We start from the raw sequence: 23,437 nt of genomic DNA on the forward strand, positions 1-23,437 counted from the left end.
TGATACGGGTCCAAGTAATACTCCTTGATTTTAGGACAATTCCTATGTTATTGAAATATTTTATCATAAAAATGTGTTTGAATTACTAAAGATTGATGTTTATGGCTTTTACCACAAAATAAGCGATAGCTCCTAATACTGCTGAGGCAGGAACGGTTATAATCCAAGAAGCGATGATTTTATTAATCGCACTGCGTTTGACTAGTTCATTTTTATAGGCTTTTTTGAGTGATTTTTTTTCTTTTTTGTTTAGAATTGGTAGAGAGGATTTTTTGCTTATTTTTTTCAAACTCTCAAGCATTGCACCTTTTCTTTTTACACTTGCTTTGTTGAATTTTTCCAAAAACTCTGCGATAACTTTTGAATCTTTTCCTTTGTGGGCTTTGATGATCTTTTCTTGCATTTCGTGGTATCTTTTTTTGAGATATTCTCTTAAAAAACCAACTCCAAATACTGCTCCAATAGCAATATGAGTAGAGCTCACAGGAAGACCAAGTCCAGATGCAACTAGCACTGTTAGAGCTGCTGAGAGGGCAATACAAAATGCCCTTATTTTATCTAGTTCTGTGATTTCGCTCCCTACTGTTTTGATTAGTTTGGGACCATATAAGGCAAGTCCTAAAGAGATTCCAAGTCCTCCAACAATCATGATCCACAAAGGCACACTCGCACTTTTACCTATGCTTTGAAGACTTCCAAGAGCTTGATTGATAGCTGCGAGAGGTCCAATAGCATTTGCCACATCATTTGCTCCGTGTGCAAAGCTCAAAAGTGCTGCAGCAAAGATAAGAGGGATGCTAAAAAGTGCATTAATTTCCTCTTTTGTATTTTGAAGGGAATCAGCTTTTTTGTAAACAAATGGTTTGGCTACAAAATACACACACAATGCTATTAAAAAGCTTAAAATCAATGCAGATGAGAACTCAATAGGAATGATTTTTTTAAGTCCTTTTAAGATTAGATAGAGTCCAAATGTCCAAGTCATTAGGAATATTAAAATTGGGACCACTTTTTTGGCCGCAAGTTTTTTGTCTTGTTTGTAAGTGATGGTTTTTTTGATAATCATCAAAAATATCACCGCAAAAATTCCTCCCATCAAAGGAGAGATGATCCAACTCGCCACAATGCCACCCAAAACTCCCCAATGTGCAACTCCTAGACCTCCAGCAGCGATTCCAGCTCCCAGAATTCCACCAACGATGGAGTGAGTCGTAGAGACAGGAGCACCTAAAATAGTGGCTAGATGAACCCATATTGCACCAGAAACTAGTGCAGCTATCATTACACCTACGAAGATTTTCGGATCGGCAATGCTGATGGGATCAATAATGCCTGATTTGATAGTATCTACAACATCTCCACCAGCTATAATAGCTCCACTTGCTTCACAAATGGCGGCAATTGCTATTGCACCAGCTAAGGTAATAGCTTTAGAACCCACAGCTGGTCCTACATTGTTTGCTACATCATTCGCACCAATACTCATTGCCATATATCCGCCTACTATGGTAGCAAAAACTAGCAATAAGGCATTTGAAGTGTTTCCAAAAATAACCGCTATAACAGAAATAAGTATCGCAAATACCATAATAAAACCTATTTTTAGGCTTTCTTTTTGGAATTTTTTGTTGGTTTTTTGGAATTGATCTAAGTCTTTGAACTCCACTTTTAGTCTCCGGCTGATTTTGGGTATGATACCAAAAACTTTGCTAAAGCAAACTTATAATTTGCTTACAAGATAAGGTTATTAGAATAGCTCAAGGGTTATATTTTACAATTGGAGATGTTTAAAATTTTATTAGATAAGGATTATTAGATAAAATAATAAAAATTTAAATTAATAGGTTTATTTTGAGAAATTTTTTACTAGTGTGCATTCTAACGATCTCTACATATGCACAAGGGGGTAATATTCTTTTAGAAATAGCTAGTGGTACAACATTTCCTAATACTAAATTGGAAGATACCACTACAAAATTAGATTTAAAATCTAAAATTAATTACGATTATAGTTTTAGAATTGGGTATGAATATAAATATTCAAATCAAGGTTTTTTTGTTCGTTACAACTATACGAATAGTTGGGTTGATGATTATCAAAATCCCTTGAAAAATAGAAATCTTTTTGAGTTTGCCTATTTGGTAGGAGATGATATGTCTTATGGCAATAATTTGGGATTTTATGTTGGATTTGGATTAGGTTTTGCAAAAAATAATTTTAAATATAGCGACTTTATATTCGATCACTATGCATATGCCTCCTATAGGCGGACAGATTTTAAAATCACTCCAAAAAATGATTATTTATTTTTATCTAACTTGATGCTAGGCATAAGATACTCAAAGAGAAATTTTTATATCAGTTTTGAAACAAACATAGGTTATACACAAGCAATGGGGGACTTAAATATAAAATATCAAGATCATCCCTCTTCAGGATCAATTTATAGACCTGATCCCCCTTCAACATACTTATCTACAACATCTTCTATCAAAGAAACATTTTTTCCATTTTCAGTAATGCTTGTTTTTGGATTTCCAATTGATTTATTTATATAGATTAGTAATCTAGGTGGTGGTTATTATTTTATTTATTTTTTTGATAAAAAAATTTAAGGAATTAGGAGATTTAAAATAACTCTAGCAACTTTAGCAATGGTGTTTTCAGTTTTAGCTCTAGTTGTAACAGGAGCTATTATTATTTATGACGTGTATAAAATATCAAAAATCTAATTTAGAATTCTAGATTATGTATTATTTTGAACCGTTTAATCTGTGCATATCTAGCTTCAAAATCAATCCTCATAAATGTTTTTCTCAAATATAAAGATATAGATTTTTGTGTTAAAAGCAGCTTTTGTGATTTTGCTTCTAACTGTGGCATATATTTTTGGTATGCGTATGAATATTTTAGTGTATGTTGATTTTGACTTCCAAAAAAAATTAGATATATTACATAGAATTTTTTGGAAGAAATTTAGAAAATTAGGATTGTGATGTTATTAACAATACTTTATATCATCGGAATCACCGCAGAGGGTATGAGTGGAGCATTAGCGGCAGGACGTCATAAGATGGATCTTTTTGGTGTTATATTTATAGCCATTGTGAGTGCGATTGGTGGAGGATCTATTCGAGATGTTCTTTTTGGACATTATCCACTTACTTGGGTTGAAAATCCTTATTATATCATCATTATTTGCTTTGGGGCTATTTTAACTACTAGAATTCCCTCAATTATGGGCAGACTTGAGGCATTATTTTTGTTTTTGGATGCTTTGGGGCTAGTTCTTTTTAGTATTATTGGTGCTGAAATAGCTAGGAATATGGGCTATGGGTTTGTGCTTATTGTTATCAGTGCTGTGATTACAGGGGTTTTTGGTGGAGTTTTGAGAGATATTTTTTGCAATCGCATTCCTTTGGTGTTCCAAAAAGAACTTTATGCTGGAGTAGCAATGCTGGTGGCGAGTTTGTATTATGTGCTTATCGAGTATCTTGGTATTGAGAGCTATATTGCAACTTTTATTGCTCTAGTTTGTGGAGTGATTTTGAGACTTTTGGCAATTTATTATAAAATGGGATTACCTGTTTTTAATTATGAAGACAAGCAAAAAAATAAAGATTAAGGAAAAATAATGCTTTGTGTATTTGATATTGAAACTGTTCCAGATATTGGGATAATTCAAAAAAATTTTACTGACTTAGAGGAACTTTCTGAAATAGAAATCTGTCAAAAAGCGATGACGGATCAGAAAGAAAAAAGCGGAAGCGATTTTTTACCTATTTATTTGCATAGGATTGTTTCTATATCAAGTGTGATTGCAGATGAATATGGTCATTTTATCAAGGTTGGAAATTTTGGAAAAGCAAATAATCTAAATACTGAAGATACAGAGAAATCAATTATTGAGGATTTTTTGAAATTTATCAATAAATCTCAACCAAAGCTTGTAAGTTTCAATGGAAGAGGGTTTGATTTACCAACTATAATGCTAAGAGCAATGAAATATAATCTATCAGCACATGGTTATTATGAACAGGATAATAGTGCATTCAATAAGACAAAATGGGAAAATTATCGTCAGAGATTTTCTGAACGTTTTCACACTGATTTGCTTGATAGTTTAGGGCATTTTGGAATGATTAGAAATCTCAAGCTTGATAATATCTGCTCGATGCTCAATATACCTGGAAAATACGATATGAGTGGAAATCAGGTTTATAAGATTTTTTATGATAAAGAGATGGAACTTCAAACAAGAATTGCAAAAATCGATGAGTATTGCCAAAGTGATGTCTTGAATACATATTGGTTATATCTAAAGTATGAACTTTTAAAAGGGGAAATGATTTTGGGGGATTATTTCAGTATCCTAGATGGGTTTGCCCACAAAATACCTAAAGATATGGGATATACAGATGTTTTTATAAATGCTATCAAAGAAGAGCTCAAGAATGCCTAATAATTATATAACTAAAAATGGCGAATTTATAACTAAAGAGGATTTGATTATAGAGATACAATCGCTTTTAAATCGACTTAAAACTTCTTCTGATAGCACTAGCTTGAATATAGAAATGATGAAGTCTTTAGATGTGCACTCGCTTACATCTATTAGAGATAGTCTTTTGCAAAAATGTGGCAAGGAAATAGAATTTAATTTACAATGGTTGCATTCACTCAAAGATATAAAAGATTGATAAGGTAAATTTATTCTCATTTATCCATCATAAAGCTAAAATGATTATAATTTCATCGTGTTACAACTAAACCAAATTACAACAGGAGATAACTATGTTTGAATTAAGAAAATTACCTTATCCTAAGGACAGTATGGGAGATTTTTTGAGTCCGGTTACATTTGATTTCCACTATGGAAAACATCATCAAACCTACATAACAAATCTTAATGCTCTTATAGAGGGCACAGAATTTGCCAATAGTGAATTGTTTGATATTGTAACTAAGGCAAAGGCTGGTTTGTTTAACAACGCAGCACAGGTATACAATCATGATTTTTATTGGGATTGTATCGCTCCAAAGCAAACTCAAATGAGCCCAGAGCTTCAAGAAGCTATCAATAAAGATTTTGGTTCTTTAGATAATTTTAAAGAGACTTATTTGAAATCTGCCACGACTTTGTTTGGTTCTGGATGGTGTTGGCTAGTGTATGATAAAGCTTCAAATAAGCTTGAGATCATTCAAACAAGCAACGCTGCTACTCCCGTTACAGAAGGCAAAATTCCTGTATTGGTAGTGGATGTTTGGGAACATGCTTATTATGTTGATCATAAAAACGCTAGAGCCACTTATTTAGACAAGTTTTATAATCATATCAATTGGGAATTTGTTTCACAAGCTTACCAATGGGCACAAAAAGAAGGAATAAATTCAGTAAGATTTTATATGAATGATATTCATAAAAAAGCTTGATTTTTTTCTATTGAACCCGCATTTATCTGCGGGTTTTTTTATGTATTTAGAGAATAGTTGCATATGCAACAATAATTATTTTATAAGGAACAAACTATGCAGACACAAGATTCTTCATTGCAAGATAAAAAGACTGATAGTATTATTTTTAAGACAGCACTTTTTTCTATTGCAGCCACTACTGTGCTTGGGAGTACATTAATCGCTCCATCTTTACCTGCTTTGGAGAAGCATTTTTCGGATGTGCAAAATATTGATTTTTTATCCAAGCTTATTTTGACTTTACCCGCTCTTTTTATTATGATTTTCTCTCCTATTTCTGGCTTTATGTTAGAGCGATTTGGAAGGCTTAAGTTGATTTACCCATCATTGGTTGTTTGGAGCGTGATGGGGACAAGTGGATTTTTTCTGGATAACATTTATTTATTGCTTATTTCTAGAGCTATTTTTGGAATTGCTACGGCATTTTTAATGACAGGGGTGAGTGTTTTATTGAGCGATTATTACACAGGAATAAAAAGAGAAAAAGCATTGAGTTTGCAAGGTTTTTTTATGGCATTTGGCGGTGCGGTATTTTTGATGATGGGGGGGTATCTTTCTAATATTGATTGGCGGTATCCTTTTTTGGCTTATTTATTAGGAATTGCGATAATGATTTTGGCAATTTTTGTTTTATTTGAGCCCGTGCGTCATAGTATAGAAAAAAAAGACACTCATATAAAGGAAAATTTTGATTTTGTAAAGTTTGTTCCTGTTTATTTATTAGGTGTTTTTTGTATGGCGATGTTTTATGTTGCTCCTACACAATTACCTTCTTTTATTATCAATACACTTCAAATGAATGGTTCAAAAGTTGGTATATCGATGGCTGTAGCTTCTGTATCAATGGCGATTTTTTCTTTGTTTTATAACCGATTGCGTAGTTATTTGAGTATTTTTAAAATCTATTTTTTAGCTTTGTTTTTGATCGGCTCATCGTTTATGGCAGTTGGGATTTTTCATAATTATCCTATGACGCTTGTAGCATTTGTTTTGATGGGGGCTGGACTAGGTTTTATGATGGTAAATAATAGTTCTTGGCTTTTTAAACTAGCAAAAGATACAGAAAAGGCCAAAGCATACGGGTTTTTAGCAGCTTCTCTTTTTATGGGACAATTCATCTCTCCAATCATCACTCAACCTGTGGTGAATTCTTTTGGATTAATAAAAATGTTTTGTATTTTTGGTGGGTTGATGTATGTGATTGCTTTGTTGTTTTTGGTTCTAAAATCCAAGCACTGATTTTATTGAGCACTTGAGATATATTTGATATAATCGGTTTAAATATCAAGTTATTAAGGTGAGATTATGATGAAAGATACATTGAAAATCGCTCATAAAACATTCAGTTCAAGACTAATAGTAGGGAGTGGCAAATATAAAGATTTTGCCACCACTAAAGAAGCCACTTTGGCTTCATCTGCAGAGATGATAACAGTTGCTGTTAGAAGGATAAATATTACGGAAAAAAATCAAGAAAATTTATTAGAATATTTTAAAGATACAAATATTCAATTTCTTCCAAATTCTGCAGGTTGCACCACAGCAGAAGAAGCAATCGTTTTATTTAGGCTTATCAGAGAGGCTACTGGAATTGATTTTATCAAGCTTGAAATTATTGGGGATACACAAAAAACACTTTATCCTGATGTGATAGAGACGATTAAAGCTTGTGAAGTTTTATCAAAAGAGGGATTTTGTGTTCTTGCATACTCAAGCGATGATCCTATTGTTGCAAAAAGACTTGAAGCTGCGGGAGCTGCAGCTGTGATGCCGCTAGCTGCACCCATTGGAAGTGGGTTAGGGATTCAAAATAGATACAATATTAGCTTTATTAAAGAGGCGATTAGTGTTCCTGTGATTGTTGATGCAGGAGTTGGTTGTGCATCTGATGCTGCAATTGCTATGGAGCTTGGGGCTGATGCGGTTTTGACTAATACGGCGATTGCAATGGCTAAGAATCCTGTAATGATGGCAGAAGCAATGAAATATGCAGTAATTTCAGGAAGAAAAAGTTTTTTGGCTGGACGAATAGAGAAAAAGTCTTATGCTAGTGCAAGTTCTCCTATTTTTGGGATGGCAAATCTTTAAATGAAAGATGAGATATTTTTAACTCCTCCTTTAAAACAGTTTGAATTTGATGAGGGGGTAGCGAGTGTTTTTGATGATATGGTTGCTCGTTCTATTCCTTTTTATGCTCAATCACTTGGTCTTAGCGTAGATTTTGTAAAGAATTGTCTTGAAAAAATTGGACAAAATGGGGGTGTTGTATATGACTTGGGTTGTTCGACCGGGACTTTTTTGCTTGAACTTTCCAATAGGTTGGAAAAAGGTCATCAGCACTCCCTTATAGGAATTGATAACTCAAGTGCTATGATAGAGAGAGCGAAACTAAAAGCAAAAACCTATGGCAAAGAAATAGATTTTGTTTGTAGGGATTTTTTAGATTTTCATATTGACAAAGCTTGTGCAGTTGTTGCAAATTACACTATACAATTTGTACGCCCAATCAATAGAACCTCTTTGATTGATCGTATTTTCAAAGGCATCATTGAAGGTGGAATATTTGTGATGAGCGAGAAAATGAGTAGTCCTGATAAAGTATTAGATAGAGAAATGATACAAAGATACTATGATTATAAAAAAGAACAGGGCTATACACAAAATGAAATCACAATCAAGCGCGAGGCACTTGAAAATGTCCTTGTTCCTTATAGCCTAGAAGAAAACATAGAAATTTTGAAAAATGCAGGGTTTAAAAGCGTAGAAGTTCTTTTCAAATGGATAAATTTCGCTACTATTATTGCTAGAAAATCTTAAACTTCGATATATTCTAATAATCTTAGGTTAAACCCACTTATAGCATTATATTCACGACTGCTATTAGAGCTAATGAGTTTAAAATCAGAGATATCCAATAATCTTAGCATCTGTGCACCGATTCCAAAACCTTTGATTACATCAGAGTGATTCATATCATCGTTTATAAATATAATATAGCCACCTTCTTGCTTGATTTTGATAATGGAACGCATCAAGTATTCGTATGCTTGTGTATTACTCAATAATTCATAATCTGTCGTGATTTTGTGGAATCGTATAATAGGGGTTTTGCTATTGCCAATTTTAAAGGCATAATGACATCTTTTCAGATGATCTTTAAAGGTAATTTTTTCGCACATTGTGTCTAGAAAATCTACTTTTTCTTTTGAAATGATTTCAATCAAAATTTCATGTTGAAGTCTATAGCTAATAAGATCTGAAACATAGAGGATTTTTAGATTGTGTTTTTGGGCAAAATCTATTAAAAATTTATCCCCTCTTTTTGCCATCGTGCCATCTTCTTTCATAATTTCGCAAATTACGCTCACTGGTTTTAATCCAGCAATCTTGCAAATATCTACACTTGCTTCAGTGTGCCCTGTTCTCACTAAAACCCCACCGTCTTTTGCTATCAAAGGGAATATGTGACCAGGTTTGACAAAGTCATCAGGAGCGGTGTTTTCATCGCACATTAACCGGATGGTTAGATCACGTTCAAATGCAGATATACCTGTTTTAGCTTCTTTTGCATCTATAGAGACCGTAAAGGCAGTCTCATGATTAGAGCTATTGTTGCTAACCATCGGAGGAAGATCAAGTTTTTGAGCGATTTCTTTAGTGATAGAGACACAGATAAGTCCCCTAGCTTCTTGTGCCATGAAGTTGATTTTTTCCGGAGTTGAAAAAATACCTGCCATTACCAAGTCACCCTCATTTTCTCTATCTTCATCATCCATAACAATAATCATCTCACCATTTTTTATTGCATCTATAGCCTCTTTTACTCGCTCTAAAGACATCCATTTTCCTTCATCTATTTTGTATTGTAATTATACCTTAAGATTATTTTTATTGACAATATTTGATAAAACTACTATAATTCTGCCCTCAATAGATTTTATTGAATTTGTTTATTGGGGTATCGCCAAGCGGTAAGGCACCTGGTTTTGGTCCAGGCATTCAGAGGTTCGAATCCTTTTACCCCAGCCAATTTTTGAAATATTCTGATTTTAATCAAAAAAGAATCTTATCGCGGGATAGAGCAGTCCGGTAGCTCGTTGGGCTCATAACCCAAAGGTCGGAGGTTCAAATCCTTCTCCCGCAACCATCTAACTTCTTCCATTCATCTTCATTCATAGTATATTGTATCCCATTCATTTCGTGTGTATAAGCCATTTATGTTTGTTAAAATTTATTTATTTTATATTATTTCACAAGGGTTAATTTTGCTTGTAATGATTATGGATTATAAAATTAAATTAATAGGGAGTCAATGGTTTTAACTTGAAGACGGTATTGGCTTTTGTGCCAAAGATAGATCGATATGACAATATCCGCGAGGGTTTTTTTGTAGATATTTTTGATGATATTCTTCAGCTAGATAATAGTTTTTGAGTTCTTTTATTTCTGTTTGTATGGGTTTATTATAGAGTGGTTGTAATTTTTGGACGAAATCCTTACATCTTTGAAGCGTGTCTAAATTTTGAGTATAAATACCACTTCTATATTGAGTTCCAATGTCATTACCTTGCCTATTAATGCTAGTGGGATTGATGATGGAAAAAAATCGCTTAAGGATTTCTTCTAAAGAAAGGATTTCTTCATCATAAAAAAGTTCTAATGCTTCTACGGCACCGCTTTTTCCACTACACACTAATTCGTAGCTAGGGTTTATTATATTTGAGTTTGCATACCCCACACTTGTTTTTTTTACGCCTTCTAAAAGATCAAAATACCCTTGAACTCCCCAGAAACAGCCTCCTGCTAGATAGATACTTTTCAATATTATGTCCTCTTATTTGTTTTGATTCTGTAATATTGTACCAAAAGTTAATCAAGGAGAAGAAATGATTAGTGTGGCTCATAGTCCTGATGCCGATGATTTATTTATGTATTATGCAATCGTGTTTGGTTGGGTAGATAGTTCTTTGGGAGATCGATTTTCTAATGTAGCACTGGATATACAAACACTTAATGAAGCGACCATAAAAGGCACATATGATGTGAGTGCAATTTCATTTGGAGTATATCCTTTTGTAAGTGATGATTTCGCATTATTGCGCACAGGGGTAAGTTTTGGACAGGGATATGGTCCTAAGCTTATAAAGAAAAAAACAACCTATTTAAAGAAAGATTTTAAGGTTGCTTTAAGTGGAAGGCACACAACCAATGCTATCATTTTCTCTTTAGCATATCCAAATGCTAAAATTGTGTATAAAAATTTCCTAGAGATAGAAGACGCTGTGCTTAGTGGTGAGGTTGATGCAGGAGTGCTTATACACGAATCTATTTTAAATTTTAACTCTGAACTTGAGGTATATAGGGAGATTTGGGATGTATGGTGCGAACAAGCAGGAGGAGAGCTTCCTCTACCATTAGGTGGCATGGCACTAAGACGCTCTATTCCACTTAATAAGGCCATTGATATTGAAGCTACTTTGACGAAAGCCGTAAATGTAGCTGTTAAAAATAAAAAAACCCTCTCAAAAATGTTGATGGAGAGAGGGATTATCCGTGTGAATGAAAAAGAACTTGATACTTATCTTAACTTGTATGCCAATGATGATTCTATAAGCTTGAGTGAGAGCCAAAAAAAAGGCATTGATAGGCTTTTTGAACTAGGATTTAAAGCTGGGATTTATGATAAGTTGATCAAATGTGAGGATTACTTCATCCCCACAGAATATAAAGAGATTAGAAATTCTTGATTCTAAGAATTTATGAGGATTTTTTGATAATCGCTAGTTGCCTTTGATAGTTCTTCATTTGTAATTCCCATCGCATTATATACACCAAATACATCTTGTGGCTTCATGTTCATGTAACTAGCGGACATATTCATCGGCATAAGTATTTCATCAATACTCTTTTGATTTCTGCCATCAGAAGTGTATTTTTCTTTTGGACTTCCTATAGAGGTAATGATTTGAAAAGTTTTTCCTGATAACATTTTTGGGTTTTTCCCATATAAAATGGAGCTGAAAACAACATCTTGCCATTCTTTTAGTATGCTAGGTGAGCTAAACCAGTATAGAGGAAACTGAAATACGATTTTATCGTGAGATTTTAGCAACTCTATTTCTTTTAAAGCATCGATTTTGCCATCGGGATAAATTTCATGAAGGTTATGTAATGTAATATCTGAAGTGTTTTTTATGCTTTCACAGAGTGCTTTGTTGATTTTTGAGCTTTTAATATTGGGATGAGCGAGTATAATAAGTGTTTTCACAAATGTCCTTTAAACTTAGTTAGACAATGATTCTAGCAGATTATAGTTATCTTTTAGCATTCTTTATATTTTGAAAGTATCTAATAGAAGCAAATCCTTTTACACCAGTGGATTCTATCTGTGAAACTTGATCTTGACAGATGATTCCTCCGAGTGCAAATAAGGAGTTTTTGATAATTGGACTCAGTCCTTGTAAATATTCTATTCCTAGTGGTTTTCCCTTATTTGGGGTATTGAAAATAGGACTTAAGGTAATAAAATTCACACCAGCATCAATAGCTTTTTGGGCTTCATTGGCACAATGAGAACTATAGAATACGGATAATTTTTCATCCAGAGCTTTTTTTATGGTGTGTAGATTTGTGCCTTTTATATGAATGCCTTGTATATTGTAAATTTTTGCAAGTTCAATACTTGTCTCCGTATTTTTAAGATTTATAAAACTTTGGATTTTGTTTTTTTTACACCATTTAGCAAAAATATCAATCAAATCATTAGAAAAAATCATCGTATCTCTAAAACATGCTTTGTCAATATGATAAGATGAGGAAATATTTTTTAGATTTTCAGAAAAACCAAGCACTGAATTGTTTTCATAAAGAGAAGGAGAGGTTATAAAGTAAGATTGCAACTTCAAGATTGGTTTTTTAAAAGAATGCTTAGCACTTTGGCAATTATAGAAAAAAAACTAAAAATCCCAAAAAAAGTCAAAGCTAGAATAAAAGATAATAAGGGGTTAAAATCTCTAAGAAAAAAAAGACAGGCAATTCCCCCCAAAATGCCAATTCCTCCAAAGAGTCCAGTAAAGAACTCTAAGAATTTGATAAGAGTAGTTTTTTTCATAAATTATAAATAATCTTGCTCTTCAACTAAGACTGCTCCAGCAAGATAAACATAAGTTAGTATCATAAATACAAATGCCTGAAGAACACCCATAAAAATGAGGATTGCAAAAGGTGCGATAGGAATAATCCATGGTACGAGCATTAGCATAACTAACAAAAACATATCATCGCCTTTGATGTTTCCAAAAAGTCTGAAAGATAAGGATATGATACGAGAAAGATGAGAGATGATCTCAATAGGAAACATTAGAGGAGAAAGCCACTTTACAGGACCCATAAAATGGACTATATAGTGAAAAACACCCTGAGCTTTGATGCCTTCATAATGATAATAGAAAAATACAACCAATGCCAAAACAAGCGTAAAACTCCAACTAGAAGTAGGGGCTTCAAATCCAGGTATAATACCTATCATATTGCAGAAGAATACATAGATTCCAATTGTTCCTGCGAGTGGAAAATATTTTCTAGCAAGTTTTTCACCAATAACATCTTTTGCGATAAGCAACATACCACCAATAACAGTTTCATATAGATTTTGAATCCCAGAAGGAACAACCTTCATTCTAGTGGTAGCTAGTTTGGCTGTAGCTATCGTGATAATCGCACATAAAATGGTATAAAAACCAATAATAAAATCGTGATCGGGGTTGATTAAACCTGCAAATGTGAAAAGTCTGTGTTCCATATGAAACCTCATTTAGTTGTTTTTGATAGGGATATTCTAGCTAATTTATTTTTAAGTATCAATTAATAATCTCCAAAAATGAGTAGTCATTTTTTAATGATAGAAGGTTTTTTTACAATGGTTGTACTGCAAAGAATATCATGAAGGCATTTTTTATCTTTTCGAAAAAAAGGAGTGAGAATACCCACAAAAATTGCTATTCCAAATATCCAGATAAAAAATCTTATCAGGGCTCTAAAAAATCCTACTTTTCTTCCATTATCTCTTATGATAGCTAATTGCATATATCTAAAACCAGGAGTTTGAGAGGATAGTGAGATAAATAGTGCAGAAATAATCCCATATAGCAGCACACAAGCAAAAATACTTTTTTGATCATGCCGAAATTTTTCTGCACTGCCTAATACAAAATAGGTGATAATGTAAAGAATAGGAGTATAAATCATAAACATATCTGTAATAAAAGCCTTAATTCTAGCAAAGGCATAAGTTTCCTTTAGGGTCTGTATAATAGGAGATTTTTTATCCAAACTAGGAGTTTGTGAGATATTTTTTTGATTTTTGATTTTTCGCCATCGATACTTTGAACTCAAGATATATCCTAGTTTCCTCTACTGCCGGGTTTAATTGCCTTACTTCCATCTTTACACAAAGGACAATCTTTTGGATCATACATATTGAAAATAAAATCTTCTAATGCAAACAAAGGTACATTTTCAGGAAGTTTGGATTCGGGTTTTCTCTGTAAGTTAGATCCAACTCTTTTACAAAATCCCCTATTAGCAAGTCCTGCATAAGCAACAACCTCTCCGTTTTGTGCTTGGATACATTGAGCTGCTTCAAGTGCAGAACCCCCTGTTGTGATAATATCTTCGCAAATAAGAACTTTTTCATTTGGTTTGACTTCAAAACCTCTTCGCAAGGTCATTACACCTTCAATACGTTCTGTAAAAATAAATCTTACACCAAGTGCTCTGGCGAGTTCATACCCTGCAAGAATTCCACCAAGTGCAGGAGAACAGACACAATCTACAACTAATCCATAATCTTTTATTTGATTGCTTAATGCTTCTGCTAGGGTTTGTGCTACATCTGGTTTTTCTAGCACCTTTGCTGATTGCAGATAATGGTCAGAATGATTACCGCTACTGAGGAGAAAATGTCCTTGAAGGAGAGCATCGGCATCCATATAGTATTTTCTAATATCAATATCCATAGATTTCCCTTTGAAGTTTATCTTTTTGTAAAATAATTGGTTTATACCTTCATTACATCTTCTTCTTTACGTTTTGTTATCTCATCTATTTTTTTTACATACTCATCAGTGTATTTTTGTATTTCATCAAAACCTTTTTTGCTTTCATCTTCTGTGATGTTTTTGTCTTTTTCTAGCTTCTTTATTTGATTGTTTGCATCTTGTCTGATATTTCTTATTGCTATTTTTGCTTTTTCACCCATAGATTTTGCCTCTTTGGCAATTTCTTTTCTTTGCTCTTGGGTCATTGGAGGAAAAAATAATTTAATTGAATCTCCATCAGAATTTGGATTTACGCCTATATTTGCTTCCTGTATTGCCCTTTCAATTTCTTTTAGAAGGTTTTTTTCCCAAGGGTTGATAACAATGGTTGTCGCATCTTGTGCTATAACTGAACCGACTTGATTTAAAGGGGTAGGGGTATCATAGTAGCTAACTCTAATATTATCTAGTATATTTATAGACACTTTTCCGCTTCTAAGTGTACCAAAGTCCCTATGAAGTGCTTCTAATGTTTTTTCCATATGGGATTTGGTATATGTATAAACGTCTTTTAGCATTTTCCTTATCCTTTATTTTGTTTCTTGTGCTGGAATATTGGGTGCTAAGGGTGCAATAGGCTTGACTGGCTCTAGCGTATTTAGCGGTGCAGCAGGGACTAAAGACTTTGTATTATGATTATCTAGGATGCTTTTATTGTGGGATTTGTTATAGATATAACCTAGTGAGATGGTGTTAATTAAAAACAAAAGACCCAAAAACATCGTTACTTTTGCCATAAAACCAGCTGGACCTTTTGCTCCAAAAACTGAATCATTACTCCCGCTATACACTCCAAGACCTATGCTTGAGCTTTTTTGTAGCAATACGACAGTAACAATTAAAACTGCCAAAATTATTTGAATCACAAGGAGTGCGTTGATCATTAAAATTCTCCAAATCAGTGTTATTTAGAATGTGATTTTACCAAAACTTTATTGATTACAATATAAAATTACAAAATGATAGTCAGAATAAAAAACAAGAAGAAACTAAATTCTTTTGCAAAACAAGCTCATTCATACAAGCAATCATCATTGATCCAATCGCAAATTGTTCAGATGCTACTTGCTTCGTGCGATTTTACAAGTATTCATAGGGTAATGGATATAGGTTGTGGATGTGGGGCTGTGGCGTTAGAGATAGATAAACTAGGGATAAAGGTAGATAAATTTTATGCTTTAGATATTGCACATGAGATGATTTCTCAGCATCCAAAAAAAACAAAATATATTCCCCATATAGAACTGATTTGCGAAGATTTTGAGGAATTTGTTTTTGATAAGTATGATGTTGTTTTTGCAGCATCTTCTTTACAATGGGCACAGGATTTGGATTCTGTGATGTATAAAATTGCAAAATCTTCTCATATGGTTCGATTTGCTATTCATACAAACAAAAGTTTAGATTCTGTCCATCGTTTTTTAGGGACATCTTCTCCATTGAGAGATAAAAAGTGCCTAGAATCTATTCTGCAGAAGTACTTTAATGGAAAGATATGGATAGAAAAACTAGAGCGAAATTTCACTAACAGACAAGATTTTTTGGGACATCTAAAAGAATCTGGACTTCTAGGTGGAGGAGTTTTGAATTTTTCTCAAGCTAGATATTTTAGAAACAATATCCCCTTTGCAAAGATAGAATATGAAGTTCTGATGTTTGCAGGGGTATCAAAATTTAGTTTTAGATAACTAAAAATCTTCTTTTTAGTTGGTTGATTTTTTACCATCTATGATTTCATCTACAGCTTCAGAAAGTGCTTTTGCAGCTGCTTTATCAACTGATTTACTTTTAGCTAGATTTTCTTCTAAAAGCTTTGTATCGAGTTTATCTACTTTTACAAGCACCCAAATAGTGCCATCTTTGCTTATCCATGTTTTAACTCGCTTTGATCCAGAAAGTGTTGTATTTACACTATTTCTAATTGCTTGGACAACTTCCTGAGATACATCATCTTCATTGCTAGTAGTAAGTTCTTTGTATTTGCTCTCAATCTGTGTAGCTATTTGACTAGCTATCTCTGCTCTAGCTGTATTTGTAGCCTGTGTAGTTGCAAAACCAACATTGTTATTTTTGATTTTTGCACTTGCTGTAGCGCTTAAAAGTTCTTTATCGCTATTTAAAACCCAATCAGGAGCATCTTCTAAACCATATGCGGAAACATTTCCTAATTGTTCGCCTTTACTAGCACAACCTGCAAAGATAGCGATAAGTACCAGAATGCTAAGAAAGTAAGCTTTTTTCATTATTTTGCCTTTTTTGTGAATTTGCTTTAGTTTGGAATATGAAAATGATATTGTCAAACTAAAAATCTTTGTCATTATAATTGTTTTTTTCACAGAATGCAATAAAAACAATTATATTTTTTATTTTCTGGTAGTTTTTTTGAATTTGTGTGGTTTGGAGTGTATAATTTAGTTTTTAAAATTTTATGCTTGGGAGGTTTGCCTATGATAAAAAAAAGAGTGTTTTCAGGAATTCAGCCAACAGGTCAAATTCATTTGGGAAACTACTTAGGAGCGGTGAAAAATTGGGTAGATTCTCAAGATGAGTATGAAAATATTTTTTGTGTGGTAAATTCTCATGCTATTACAACAACGCAAAATCCAAAAGAACTCAAAGAAAATACTTACGAACTTACCGCTATGCTTTTAGCTTGTGGAATAGATATGAAAAAATCAAATCTTTTTATTCAGAGCGAGATAGATGAACATCCAGCTCTTTCTTGGATATTTGATTGTAATGTTTCTATGGGAGAGATGAATCGAATGACGCAATTCAAAGATAAGTCTGCAAAAAATCCAAAGAACATCAATGTGGGTTTATTTAATTATCCTGTTTTGATGGCAGCAGATATATTGCTCTATCAAGCCGATGGTGTTCCAGTAGGCGAAGATCAAAAACAACATTTAGAACTTACAAGAAATATTGCTCAAAGATTTAATCGTGATTTTGGTGAATGTTTTAAAATCCCAGAACCTATGATTCCAAAAACCGGATCTAGAGTAATGGGACTAGATGATCCTACGACCAAAATGAGTAAATCTTCAAAGGGTGCAAATCATGCAATATTTTTATTGGATGCCCCAGATGTGATAATGAGAAAAATCAAAAAGGCCACGACGGATTCCCAAACCTCAATCGTTTTTGATGAAAATAGAGAAGGGTTGTATAATTTACTTAGTATTTATGAGGTTTTAACACATCAAACAAGAGAAGCTATTGAAAAAGAATTTGAGGGTAAGGGTTATGGGGAATTCAAAGTTGCTGTAGCTGAAGTTATTATAGAATCGCTTAGACCTATCAGGGAAAAATATGAACAAATCAGCAACCAAAAAGGTTATATAGAGAAAATACTCCAAGAAGGAGCAGATAAAGTCCGTCCCATAGCCTCAAAGACCTACCAGAAGGCAAAAGAACTTGTGGGGTTAGTTTAAGGGTTATTTTGTTTTAAATACAGAGATCTTCCACTCTGCATCTCCTACTTGGGAGAATTCTCCTACTTTATACCCTTCTTCTGCTGCCCATTCAGGGATGCTTTGAGTTGCTTGTGTGCAATCAAAGTGAATAATCAGCTCTTCTCCGATTTGTAGCTCTTGCATTGCTTGTTTTGCTTCCACTAGAGGAAAGGGGCACACAAGTCCATTGGTTTGTAGTATTTTTGCCATTTTTTTCCTTTATGATTTTGTTTTTAAAGCCAATTTAGACGGTCTGATAATCATTACATAGGTTGCTATAGAACTTCCTATAAAAAAGCATAGCATGGCTACCCAGCCTTGGTAGGAAAAAATGGCTGTTTCCACAAGACCATTTCCTATAGTGCATCCTCCAGCTAAAGAGGCTCCAAATCCCATTAAAAGACCACCAAAAGCATTTTGTCCTAGTGTTTTTTTATCAGGGAGTCTGAATTTGAATTCATTAGATCCTTTTGCGGCTATAAAACTTCCAATAAAAATCCCTAAAACTAAAAATACCCCCCAGTCAATCAAATCAATATTTCCTGCAGTGAGAAATCCTATGATATTTGCAGAAGGAGTTGTAATTCCCAAACCAAACTCTCTTCCAGTAGCATAGCTTAATGGCCACGCTAAAATCGCAATCAAGCCCACGAGAATTGCACTAACAAAAGGATGCCAAGATTTTTCAAAAAGCCAGTGAGAAATACCTGTTTTTTTAGCAGAGAGTCTAGCTATTTTAAGCTTTGGTTTTTTTAATTCTCTATAAACCAGCAGACAAACGATAAAGAATAAAATCACAATCAACACAAGTGGTGATACGCCCAAACTTTGATATATAGTAGAATCCTGTATCTGATAGCTTTTGAGATTTTCATTTATAGGTTTTAAAACACCAAACTTAACCATTGCAGCCCCTAGCATATAAAACAACAAGGCAATATAGCTTCCAATAAGCCCCTCTCCTGATCGATACCAAGTGCCAGTAGCACATCCACCTGCTAAAACCATCCCAAAACCAAAAACAATACCACCAAGTATGGTCGCAAGCCAGAAAAAAGGTTCGTGATTGACTTTTATAATACCGCTATTTTCAAGCAAAAATACACCCACACTTTGAATAAAAATAGCAATAAAAATAGCTACAAATACAGTAAATTTTTTGGAAAGTATAATATCTCTATAAGCACCCACTACACAAAAACGACCTCTTTGTAAAACAAAGCCTAATAAAATTCCACAAATCATACCTGTTATAAGCATTTTCATTATTTCCTTGTTGTCTAATATTATTTGTTTTATACTAAGATTTCAGCCTAATTTTATAGTTTTTGGGCGTAACATATTTTTGGTTTATGGATTTAGAACCATAGATTTAAGGGGCGTCATTTTAGACAAAAAAAGTAAATACATAATGTGTATTTACTTTTTAAATTTTTTTTGGGATTGGGAATGTTGATTTTTAGAGTGATTTGTTTTATTTTAGTCTTGAGCCATTTTTTTTATGGAGCATCTTATATTTCTTTGGGAGAGAAGGCAAAGTATCCAAAATTAAAATATTTTGATTATGTGAATCCAAAAGCTCCAAAAGGTGGAGTTATAAAAAATTATTCATTAGGCACATTTGATAGTTTGAATCCTTTTGTTATTAAAGGCACCCCTGCTGATGGGCTTGATCTTGTTTATGATACGCTTTTGGCACAGAGTTTGGATGAAGATTATGCTGAATATGCTTTGATTGCAGATGATATTGAGGTCGCTAAAGATAATTCCTATGTGATTTTTCATATTGATAAACGAGCTAAATTTAGTGATGGAGTGAGTGTAACTGCACAAGATGTTAAGTTTAGTTTTGATATTTTGAGAGAAAAAGGTTCTCCAATTTTTAGGCAATATTATGCAGATGTCAAAGATGCACAAGTGCTAGATAAGCAAAATATAAAATTTACTTTCAAAACGACCAAAAATAGAGAACTTGCCCTTATATTAGGTCAGCTTCAGATCCTACCCAAACACTACTATGAAAAAAATTCTTTTGGAAAGAATCCATTATTGATCCCAATAGGCAGTGGTCCTTATAAAATCAAATCATACAAGGTCGGCAAAGAAATTATTTATGAACGAGATAAAAACTACTGGGCAAAAGATATTCCCACTAGAGTGGGACAATTCAATTTTGATACCTCTATTTATGAGTATTATAAAGATGATACTGTTGCACTTAGGGCATTTTTGAGTGGAGAGTATGACTGGCGTATAGAGACTAGTGCTAAAGTTTGGGCAAGGGGTTATGTGGGCAAAGCTGTTGATTCAGGAAAGATTAAAAAAGTTTCTATTGTTCATAGTCTTCCAAGCGGTATGCAAGGATTTTTTTTCAACACAAGACGAGATATTTTTAAGGATATCAGGGTTAGAGAGGCGTTGTTTTATGCCTTTGATTTTGAGTGGAGCAATAAGAATTTGTTTTTTTCACAATACAAACGTACAAAGAGCTATTTTAATAATTCTATTTTTGCTTCTTCTGGGATTCCAGAGGGTAAAGAACTTAAGATTTTAGATCATTACAAAAAAGAATTACAAGAAACAGCCCCACATATCTTTGATAAACCCTATTTGATACCGACAACCAACGGAAGAAAAATCGTTGGAGAAAATAGGAGAGAAAATCTTAAATATGCTCAAAAACTTTTACAAGAAGCAGGGTGGGTAGTGAAAAATAATCAGCTTATCAACCTTAAAACAGGAAGACCTTTTGTTTTTACCTTACTTTTAGATAATCCAGCGTTTGAACGATTGGCACTTTCTTATGCTCAGGATTTGAAAGTTTTGGGTATTAAAATGAATATTCAAAAGGTTGATTTGAGCCAGTATATGAATCGCTTGAGGGACTTTGACTACGATATGATTATTGCAGTAATTGGGCAATCTTTGTTTCCTGGAAATGAACAGAGATATTTTTGGGGAAGTCAAAGTGCGACTACAAAGGGTAGTAGAAATTATTCAGGCATAAAAGATCCTGTGATAGATAACCTCATAGACTTGTTACTAAAAGCTCAAGATAGAAATGATCAAATAGCTATTACTAGAGCTCTTGATAGGGTTTTATTGTGGGGGTTTTATGTGATACCTCATTATTACTTACCTAGTTTTCGTATTGCTTATTGGGATAAAATCGCTATGCCATCAATCAATCCAAAGTATGGGTTTTCTCAATATCTATGGTGGGATAGAAATATCCAAAAAGAACAATAGATGTTGAAGTATATTTTTAAGCGGCTTTTGCTTATTATTCCAACTCTTTTTGGAATTATTACTATTAATTTTTTTATCATTCAAATTGCTCCTGGTGGTCCTGTGGAACAAATGATGGCAAAAATAGAAAATATTCAAACACAAGGAGAATCTTCTATTGGAAAAATTGGTAATAGCCCATATCGTGGTGCAGATGGAATGGATGATGATTTATTGCAATCTTTGCAAAAACTCTATGGTTTTGATCAGCCTCTTTGGAAACGATATCTAATGATGCTAAAAAATTATTTGAAATTTGATTTTGGAGAGAGTTTTTATCGTCAAATTAAAGTTATTGATTTGATTAAAGAAAAACTCCCTGTTTCTATATCTCTAGGTGTTTTTAGCACGATTTTAATTTATCTTATTTCTATTCCCTTAGGTATATTTAAGGCTAGACACAACGGCTCTAAAATAGATATTTTGAGTAGTTTAATTATTGTGGTTGCTAATGCTATACCAGCTTTTTTATTTGCTATTTTATTGATCGTTCTGTTTGCTGGAGGAAGTTATTGGGATATATTTCCATTACGTGCACTTGTGAGCGATAATTTTGATACCTTGAGTTTATTTGGGAAGATAAAAGACTATTTATGGCATATTACTCTCCCTGTTGTGTGTCTTTCTATCGGTGGTTTTGCAACACTTACATTGTTAGTAAAAAACTCATTTTTAGATGAGATGAATAAGCTTTATGTCAATACTGCTAGGGCAAAAGGTGCATCTGAGGGGAGAATACTATATCGACATATCTTTCGCAATGCAATGTTGCTTGTGATCTCGAGTTTTCCAGCGGCTTTTTTGGGAATGTTTTTTAGTGGAAGTTTACTCATTGAAATCATTTTTAGTTTAGACGGTTTAGGGTTGTTGGGATATGACAGTGTTATAAATAGAGATTATCCTGTAGTTTTTGGAACGCTTTATATCTTTACTATTTTAGGGCTTATTATAAATCTTATCAGCGATGTTTTATATACCTTTATTGATCCTAGAATTGACTTTGAAAAACGCTAACAGCATAAAAATTAAAACACTTGAGTTTAGTTAGATTTTGTTTGATTTAAAGTTTGATACAAGCAAGTGTTATTGAAAATGTGGTTGATAAGCAGGATAGGTGAAAAATAATAAATGGATTAGATTTAATCCAAAGTGAAAAAAAGTTGAAATCCATATTCTCCCACTCCACATCCATGCAATACCATAAATTAGACCTGCAAGAGTTGCAAATACAATCAATAAATACCCTCCGTGATAATGAATCAATCCAAACAATACTGCCGTTATTAAGAGAGCAGGAATACTTCCTATAAAATCATTCAGACGTTTTTGTATATAACCTCTAAATAGTGTCTCTTCTGCTAGTGAAACAAAGAATAAATTTGCCAAGATGAATTGCCATATCCAGCTTGGCAAAGCAAATTCAAGTTTTAATCCTCCCAAAAGCACGGCAATACCAAGTAGAATAGGTATAGATAAACTCAGTATAAGCCATTTCCACCAAGTTTGATGCTTGATAGGTTTGGTATAAAACAAGGTAGGAAGAGCTAAAATAAGGACAAAAGGAACAATTGATTTGTCCAAGTTAAAATACATTGAATATAAACTACTTTGAGATCCTGTTAGGACTTTATCTAAAATTTTAGGATTATTAAAGCCAGTAATCAAATGAAAAAATAGTGCTATTGCACCCATAAAGAGTAAAAATTCTATCAATATACTCAATATAGATTTGTAATTATAGTATTTATGGATAATACCTATACAAAAAAATACTAATAAAATTCCTATTGCATAAAGTGTGATAAAACCCTCAAATAACGCACTGATCAAAACTACTATAAGCAAAAGAAATGCAAAATTTTTTTTCCATGATAAAAAAACTAGAGAAAAGGCTAAAGTAATCCACATGAAAAATCCTACTATTTAAATTCTTTTCGATATTACCATATATTTTATTAAATTTTAAAAATTATTTTTTTGAGATATTTTAGATGGAATTTTTGATTTTTTGTCTAAATAATTAATATTAAATTTTGCAATTAGGGTGAATATTATCAATAGTATCTATATGATATATTTTAATTATTTAAAATAATATTCATTTTATATAAAATTAATAA

General features: G+C 33.1%; 26 protein-coding genes, 2 tRNA genes and 1 pseudogene. 15 read left to right on the plus strand and 14 right to left on the minus strand.

Annotated elements, in window-relative coordinates:
- Positions 1 to 85 precede the first annotated feature (85 nt).
- The gene (locus Q5I06_RS04505) at positions 86 to 1,666 is read right to left on the minus strand and encodes an inorganic phosphate transporter (protein WP_305516820.1); all 1,581 of its coding nucleotides are present in this window, start codon (positions 1,664 to 1,666) and stop codon (positions 86 to 88) included.
- A gap of 185 nt (positions 1,667 to 1,851) precedes the next feature.
- Here Q5I06_RS04505 and Q5I06_RS04510 point away from each other — a divergent pair, with 185 nt between their 5' ends.
- From Q5I06_RS04510 to cmoA, 8 genes are all read left to right on the plus strand, one after another.
- Entirely contained in the window at positions 1,852 to 2,559 is a 708-nt protein-coding gene (locus Q5I06_RS04510) for a hypothetical protein (protein ID WP_305516819.1), read from the plus strand.
- 437 nt (positions 2,560 to 2,996) lie between these two features.
- A complete protein-coding gene (locus Q5I06_RS04515; protein ID WP_305516818.1) occupies positions 2,997 to 3,626 on the plus strand; it encodes a trimeric intracellular cation channel family protein in 630 nt (209 codons plus the stop codon).
- Between the two features lie 9 nt (positions 3,627 to 3,635).
- Complete coding sequence (locus tag Q5I06_RS04520; protein ID WP_305516817.1) at positions 3,636 to 4,463, plus strand: 3'-5' exonuclease; 828 nt, start codon at positions 3,636 to 3,638, stop codon at positions 4,461 to 4,463.
- Positions 4,456 to 4,701: a hypothetical protein gene (locus Q5I06_RS04525; RefSeq protein ID WP_305516816.1), complete on the plus strand. Its 246-nt coding sequence runs from the start codon at positions 4,456 to 4,458 to the stop codon at positions 4,699 to 4,701. Before Q5I06_RS04520 ends, Q5I06_RS04525 begins: the two co-directional genes overlap by 8 nt.
- Positions 4,702 to 4,795: 94 nt before the next feature.
- Positions 4,796 to 5,434 (plus strand): superoxide dismutase, encoded by a 639-nt coding sequence (locus Q5I06_RS04530; RefSeq protein ID WP_305516815.1) that lies wholly within the window; start codon positions 4,796 to 4,798, stop codon positions 5,432 to 5,434.
- 96 nt (positions 5,435 to 5,530) lie between these two features.
- Positions 5,531 to 6,715 (plus strand): MFS transporter, encoded by a 1,185-nt coding sequence (locus Q5I06_RS04535; RefSeq protein WP_305516814.1) that lies wholly within the window; start codon positions 5,531 to 5,533, stop codon positions 6,713 to 6,715.
- 69 nt (positions 6,716 to 6,784) lie between these two features.
- Entirely contained in the window at positions 6,785 to 7,564 is a 780-nt protein-coding gene (locus Q5I06_RS04540) for a thiazole synthase (protein WP_305516892.1), read from the plus strand.
- A complete protein-coding gene (cmoA, locus tag Q5I06_RS04545) occupies positions 7,565 to 8,293 on the plus strand; it encodes a carboxy-S-adenosyl-L-methionine synthase CmoA (RefSeq protein WP_305516813.1) in 729 nt (242 codons plus the stop codon).
- On the opposite strand, the gene Q5I06_RS04550 is transcribed toward cmoA, so the two are convergent.
- On the minus strand, positions 8,290 to 9,315 hold the full coding sequence (locus tag Q5I06_RS04550; RefSeq protein WP_305516812.1) for a bifunctional 3,4-dihydroxy-2-butanone 4-phosphate synthase/GTP cyclohydrolase II: 1,026 nt from the start codon (positions 9,313 to 9,315) through the stop codon (positions 8,290 to 8,292). The genes cmoA and Q5I06_RS04550 overlap by 4 nt on opposite strands.
- A gap of 115 nt (positions 9,316 to 9,430) precedes the next feature.
- Between Q5I06_RS04550 and Q5I06_RS04555 the strand changes: the two genes are divergently transcribed.
- A tRNA-Gln gene (locus Q5I06_RS04555) sits at positions 9,431 to 9,505 on the plus strand.
- Between the two features lie 41 nt (positions 9,506 to 9,546).
- Positions 9,547 to 9,623: transfer RNA gene (locus Q5I06_RS04560), tRNA-Met, on the plus strand.
- A gap of 171 nt (positions 9,624 to 9,794) precedes the next feature.
- On the opposite strand, the gene msrA is transcribed toward Q5I06_RS04560, so the two are convergent.
- Positions 9,795 to 10,298: a peptide-methionine (S)-S-oxide reductase MsrA gene (gene msrA, locus Q5I06_RS04565; protein WP_305516811.1), complete on the minus strand. Its 504-nt coding sequence runs from the start codon at positions 10,296 to 10,298 to the stop codon at positions 9,795 to 9,797.
- A gap of 64 nt (positions 10,299 to 10,362) precedes the next feature.
- Here msrA and Q5I06_RS04570 point away from each other — a divergent pair, with 64 nt between their 5' ends.
- Positions 10,363 to 11,223 (plus strand): menaquinone biosynthesis family protein, encoded by an 861-nt coding sequence (locus Q5I06_RS04570; RefSeq protein ID WP_305516810.1) that lies wholly within the window; start codon positions 10,363 to 10,365, stop codon positions 11,221 to 11,223.
- A 2-nt stretch (positions 11,224 to 11,225) separates the two neighbouring features.
- Here Q5I06_RS04570 and Q5I06_RS04575 read toward each other — a convergent pair whose 3' ends face one another.
- The 7 genes and pseudogenes from Q5I06_RS04575 to secG form a co-directional block, all read right to left on the minus strand.
- Complete coding sequence (locus tag Q5I06_RS04575) at positions 11,226 to 11,744, minus strand: NAD(P)H-dependent oxidoreductase (protein ID WP_305516809.1); 519 nt, start codon at positions 11,742 to 11,744, stop codon at positions 11,226 to 11,228.
- Positions 11,745 to 11,790: 46 nt separating this feature from the next.
- Positions 11,791 to 12,381: a thiamine phosphate synthase gene (locus Q5I06_RS04580; RefSeq protein WP_305516808.1), complete on the minus strand. Its 591-nt coding sequence runs from the start codon at positions 12,379 to 12,381 to the stop codon at positions 11,791 to 11,793.
- 209 nt (positions 12,382 to 12,590) lie between these two features.
- On the minus strand, positions 12,591 to 13,277 hold the full coding sequence (locus Q5I06_RS04585; RefSeq protein ID WP_305516807.1) for a F0F1 ATP synthase subunit A: 687 nt from the start codon (positions 13,275 to 13,277) through the stop codon (positions 12,591 to 12,593).
- Between the two features lie 86 nt (positions 13,278 to 13,363).
- Complete coding sequence (locus Q5I06_RS04590) at positions 13,364 to 13,870, minus strand: RDD family protein (RefSeq protein ID WP_305516806.1); 507 nt, start codon at positions 13,868 to 13,870, stop codon at positions 13,364 to 13,366.
- Positions 13,871 to 13,878: 8 nt separating this feature from the next.
- Positions 13,879 to 14,493 carry an orotate phosphoribosyltransferase gene (gene pyrE / locus Q5I06_RS04595; protein ID WP_305516805.1) on the minus strand — a complete coding sequence of 205 codons (615 nt, stop codon included), beginning with the start codon at positions 14,491 to 14,493 and terminating at the stop codon, positions 13,879 to 13,881.
- 41 nt (positions 14,494 to 14,534) lie between these two features.
- Complete coding sequence (gene frr, locus Q5I06_RS04600) at positions 14,535 to 15,092, minus strand: ribosome recycling factor (protein WP_305516804.1); 558 nt, start codon at positions 15,090 to 15,092, stop codon at positions 14,535 to 14,537.
- A 63-nt stretch (positions 15,093 to 15,155) separates the two neighbouring features.
- Positions 15,156 to 15,458 (minus strand): annotated as a pseudogene (gene secG / locus Q5I06_RS04605) (preprotein translocase subunit SecG); the annotation flags it as partial.
- A 75-nt stretch (positions 15,459 to 15,533) separates the two neighbouring features.
- Between secG and Q5I06_RS04610 the strand changes: the two are divergent.
- Positions 15,534 to 16,262, plus strand: a complete 729-nt coding sequence (locus Q5I06_RS04610; RefSeq protein ID WP_305516803.1) for a class I SAM-dependent methyltransferase — start codon at positions 15,534 to 15,536, stop codon at positions 16,260 to 16,262.
- Between the two features lie 15 nt (positions 16,263 to 16,277).
- Here the strand turns inward: Q5I06_RS04610 and Q5I06_RS04615 are convergent, their stop codons facing one another.
- Positions 16,278 to 16,817, minus strand: coding sequence for an LPP20 family lipoprotein (locus Q5I06_RS04615; RefSeq protein WP_305516802.1), 540 nt, complete (start codon positions 16,815 to 16,817; stop codon positions 16,278 to 16,280).
- Positions 16,818 to 17,021: 204 nt separating this feature from the next.
- Here Q5I06_RS04615 and trpS point away from each other — a divergent pair, with 204 nt between their 5' ends.
- A complete protein-coding gene (trpS, locus tag Q5I06_RS04620) occupies positions 17,022 to 18,008 on the plus strand; it encodes a tryptophan--tRNA ligase (RefSeq protein ID WP_305516801.1) in 987 nt (328 codons plus the stop codon).
- A 3-nt stretch (positions 18,009 to 18,011) separates the two neighbouring features.
- On the opposite strand, the gene Q5I06_RS04625 is transcribed toward trpS, so the two are convergent.
- Positions 18,012 to 18,239, minus strand: a complete 228-nt coding sequence (locus Q5I06_RS04625; protein WP_305516800.1) for a sulfurtransferase TusA family protein — start codon at positions 18,237 to 18,239, stop codon at positions 18,012 to 18,014.
- 9 nt (positions 18,240 to 18,248) lie between these two features.
- Positions 18,249 to 19,289: a YeeE/YedE thiosulfate transporter family protein gene (locus Q5I06_RS04630; RefSeq protein WP_370690919.1), complete on the minus strand. Its 1,041-nt coding sequence runs from the start codon at positions 19,287 to 19,289 to the stop codon at positions 18,249 to 18,251.
- 192 nt (positions 19,290 to 19,481) lie between these two features.
- On the opposite strand from Q5I06_RS04630, the gene Q5I06_RS04635 reads away from it, so the two are divergent.
- Both Q5I06_RS04635 and Q5I06_RS04640 read left to right on the plus strand, forming a co-directional pair.
- Positions 19,482 to 21,278 carry an extracellular solute-binding protein gene (locus Q5I06_RS04635; RefSeq protein WP_370690918.1) on the plus strand — a complete coding sequence of 599 codons (1,797 nt, stop codon included), beginning with the start codon at positions 19,482 to 19,484 and terminating at the stop codon, positions 21,276 to 21,278.
- A complete protein-coding gene (locus Q5I06_RS04640; RefSeq protein ID WP_305516797.1) occupies positions 21,279 to 22,331 on the plus strand; it encodes a microcin C ABC transporter permease YejB in 1,053 nt (350 codons plus the stop codon). It abuts the gene before it with no gap.
- A gap of 69 nt (positions 22,332 to 22,400) precedes the next feature.
- Here Q5I06_RS04640 and Q5I06_RS04645 read toward each other — a convergent pair whose 3' ends face one another.
- Complete coding sequence (locus tag Q5I06_RS04645) at positions 22,401 to 23,225, minus strand: CPBP family intramembrane glutamic endopeptidase (protein ID WP_305516796.1); 825 nt, start codon at positions 23,223 to 23,225, stop codon at positions 22,401 to 22,403.
- Between the last annotated feature and the right edge of the window lie 212 nt (positions 23,226 to 23,437).

It is taken from the genome of Helicobacter cappadocius (assembly GCF_030688855.1).
In the GTDB taxonomy this organism is placed as follows: domain Bacteria; phylum Campylobacterota; class Campylobacteria; order Campylobacterales; family Helicobacteraceae; genus Helicobacter_J; species Helicobacter_J cappadocius.

What these genes read in the sequence shown, in the direction of transcription:
- Q5I06_RS04515 (WP_305516818.1), top strand. Translation starts at nt 2,997, where the DNA reads ATGTTATTAACAATACTTTATATCATCGGAATCACCGCAGAGGGTATG.
- Q5I06_RS04520 (WP_305516817.1), top strand. Translation starts at nt 3,636, where the DNA reads ATGCTTTGTGTATTTGATATTGAAACTGTTCCAGATATTGGGATAATT.
- Q5I06_RS04525 (WP_305516816.1), top strand. Translation starts at nt 4,456, where the DNA reads ATGCCTAATAATTATATAACTAAAAATGGCGAATTTATAACTAAAGAG.
- Q5I06_RS04530 (WP_305516815.1), top strand. Translation starts at nt 4,796, where the DNA reads ATGTTTGAATTAAGAAAATTACCTTATCCTAAGGACAGTATGGGAGAT.
- Q5I06_RS04535 (WP_305516814.1), top strand. Translation starts at nt 5,531, where the DNA reads ATGCAGACACAAGATTCTTCATTGCAAGATAAAAAGACTGATAGTATT.
- Q5I06_RS04540 (WP_305516892.1), top strand. Translation starts at nt 6,785, where the DNA reads ATGAAAGATACATTGAAAATCGCTCATAAAACATTCAGTTCAAGACTA.
- cmoA (WP_305516813.1), top strand. Translation starts at nt 7,565, where the DNA reads ATGAAAGATGAGATATTTTTAACTCCTCCTTTAAAACAGTTTGAATTT.
- Q5I06_RS04550 (WP_305516812.1), bottom strand. Translation starts at nt 9,315, where the DNA reads ATGTCTTTAGAGCGAGTAAAAGAGGCTATAGATGCAATAAAAAATGGT.
- Q5I06_RS04570 (WP_305516810.1), top strand. Translation starts at nt 10,363, where the DNA reads ATGATTAGTGTGGCTCATAGTCCTGATGCCGATGATTTATTTATGTAT.
- Q5I06_RS04585 (WP_305516807.1), bottom strand. Translation starts at nt 13,277, where the DNA reads ATGGAACACAGACTTTTCACATTTGCAGGTTTAATCAACCCCGATCAC.
- pyrE (WP_305516805.1), bottom strand. Translation starts at nt 14,493, where the DNA reads ATGGATATTGATATTAGAAAATACTATATGGATGCCGATGCTCTCCTT.
- frr (WP_305516804.1), bottom strand. Translation starts at nt 15,092, where the DNA reads ATGCTAAAAGACGTTTATACATATACCAAATCCCATATGGAAAAAACA.
- Q5I06_RS04610 (WP_305516803.1), top strand. Translation starts at nt 15,534, where the DNA reads ATGATAGTCAGAATAAAAAACAAGAAGAAACTAAATTCTTTTGCAAAA.
- Q5I06_RS04615 (WP_305516802.1), bottom strand. Translation starts at nt 16,817, where the DNA reads ATGAAAAAAGCTTACTTTCTTAGCATTCTGGTACTTATCGCTATCTTT.
- trpS (WP_305516801.1), top strand. Translation starts at nt 17,022, where the DNA reads ATGATAAAAAAAAGAGTGTTTTCAGGAATTCAGCCAACAGGTCAAATT.
- Q5I06_RS04625 (WP_305516800.1), bottom strand. Translation starts at nt 18,239, where the DNA reads ATGGCAAAAATACTACAAACCAATGGACTTGTGTGCCCCTTTCCTCTA.
- Q5I06_RS04630 (WP_370690919.1), bottom strand. Translation starts at nt 19,289, where the DNA reads ATGCTTATAACAGGTATGATTTGTGGAATTTTATTAGGCTTTGTTTTA.
- Q5I06_RS04640 (WP_305516797.1), top strand. Translation starts at nt 21,279, where the DNA reads ATGTTGAAGTATATTTTTAAGCGGCTTTTGCTTATTATTCCAACTCTT.
- Q5I06_RS04645 (WP_305516796.1), bottom strand. Translation starts at nt 23,225, where the DNA reads ATGTGGATTACTTTAGCCTTTTCTCTAGTTTTTTTATCATGGAAAAAA.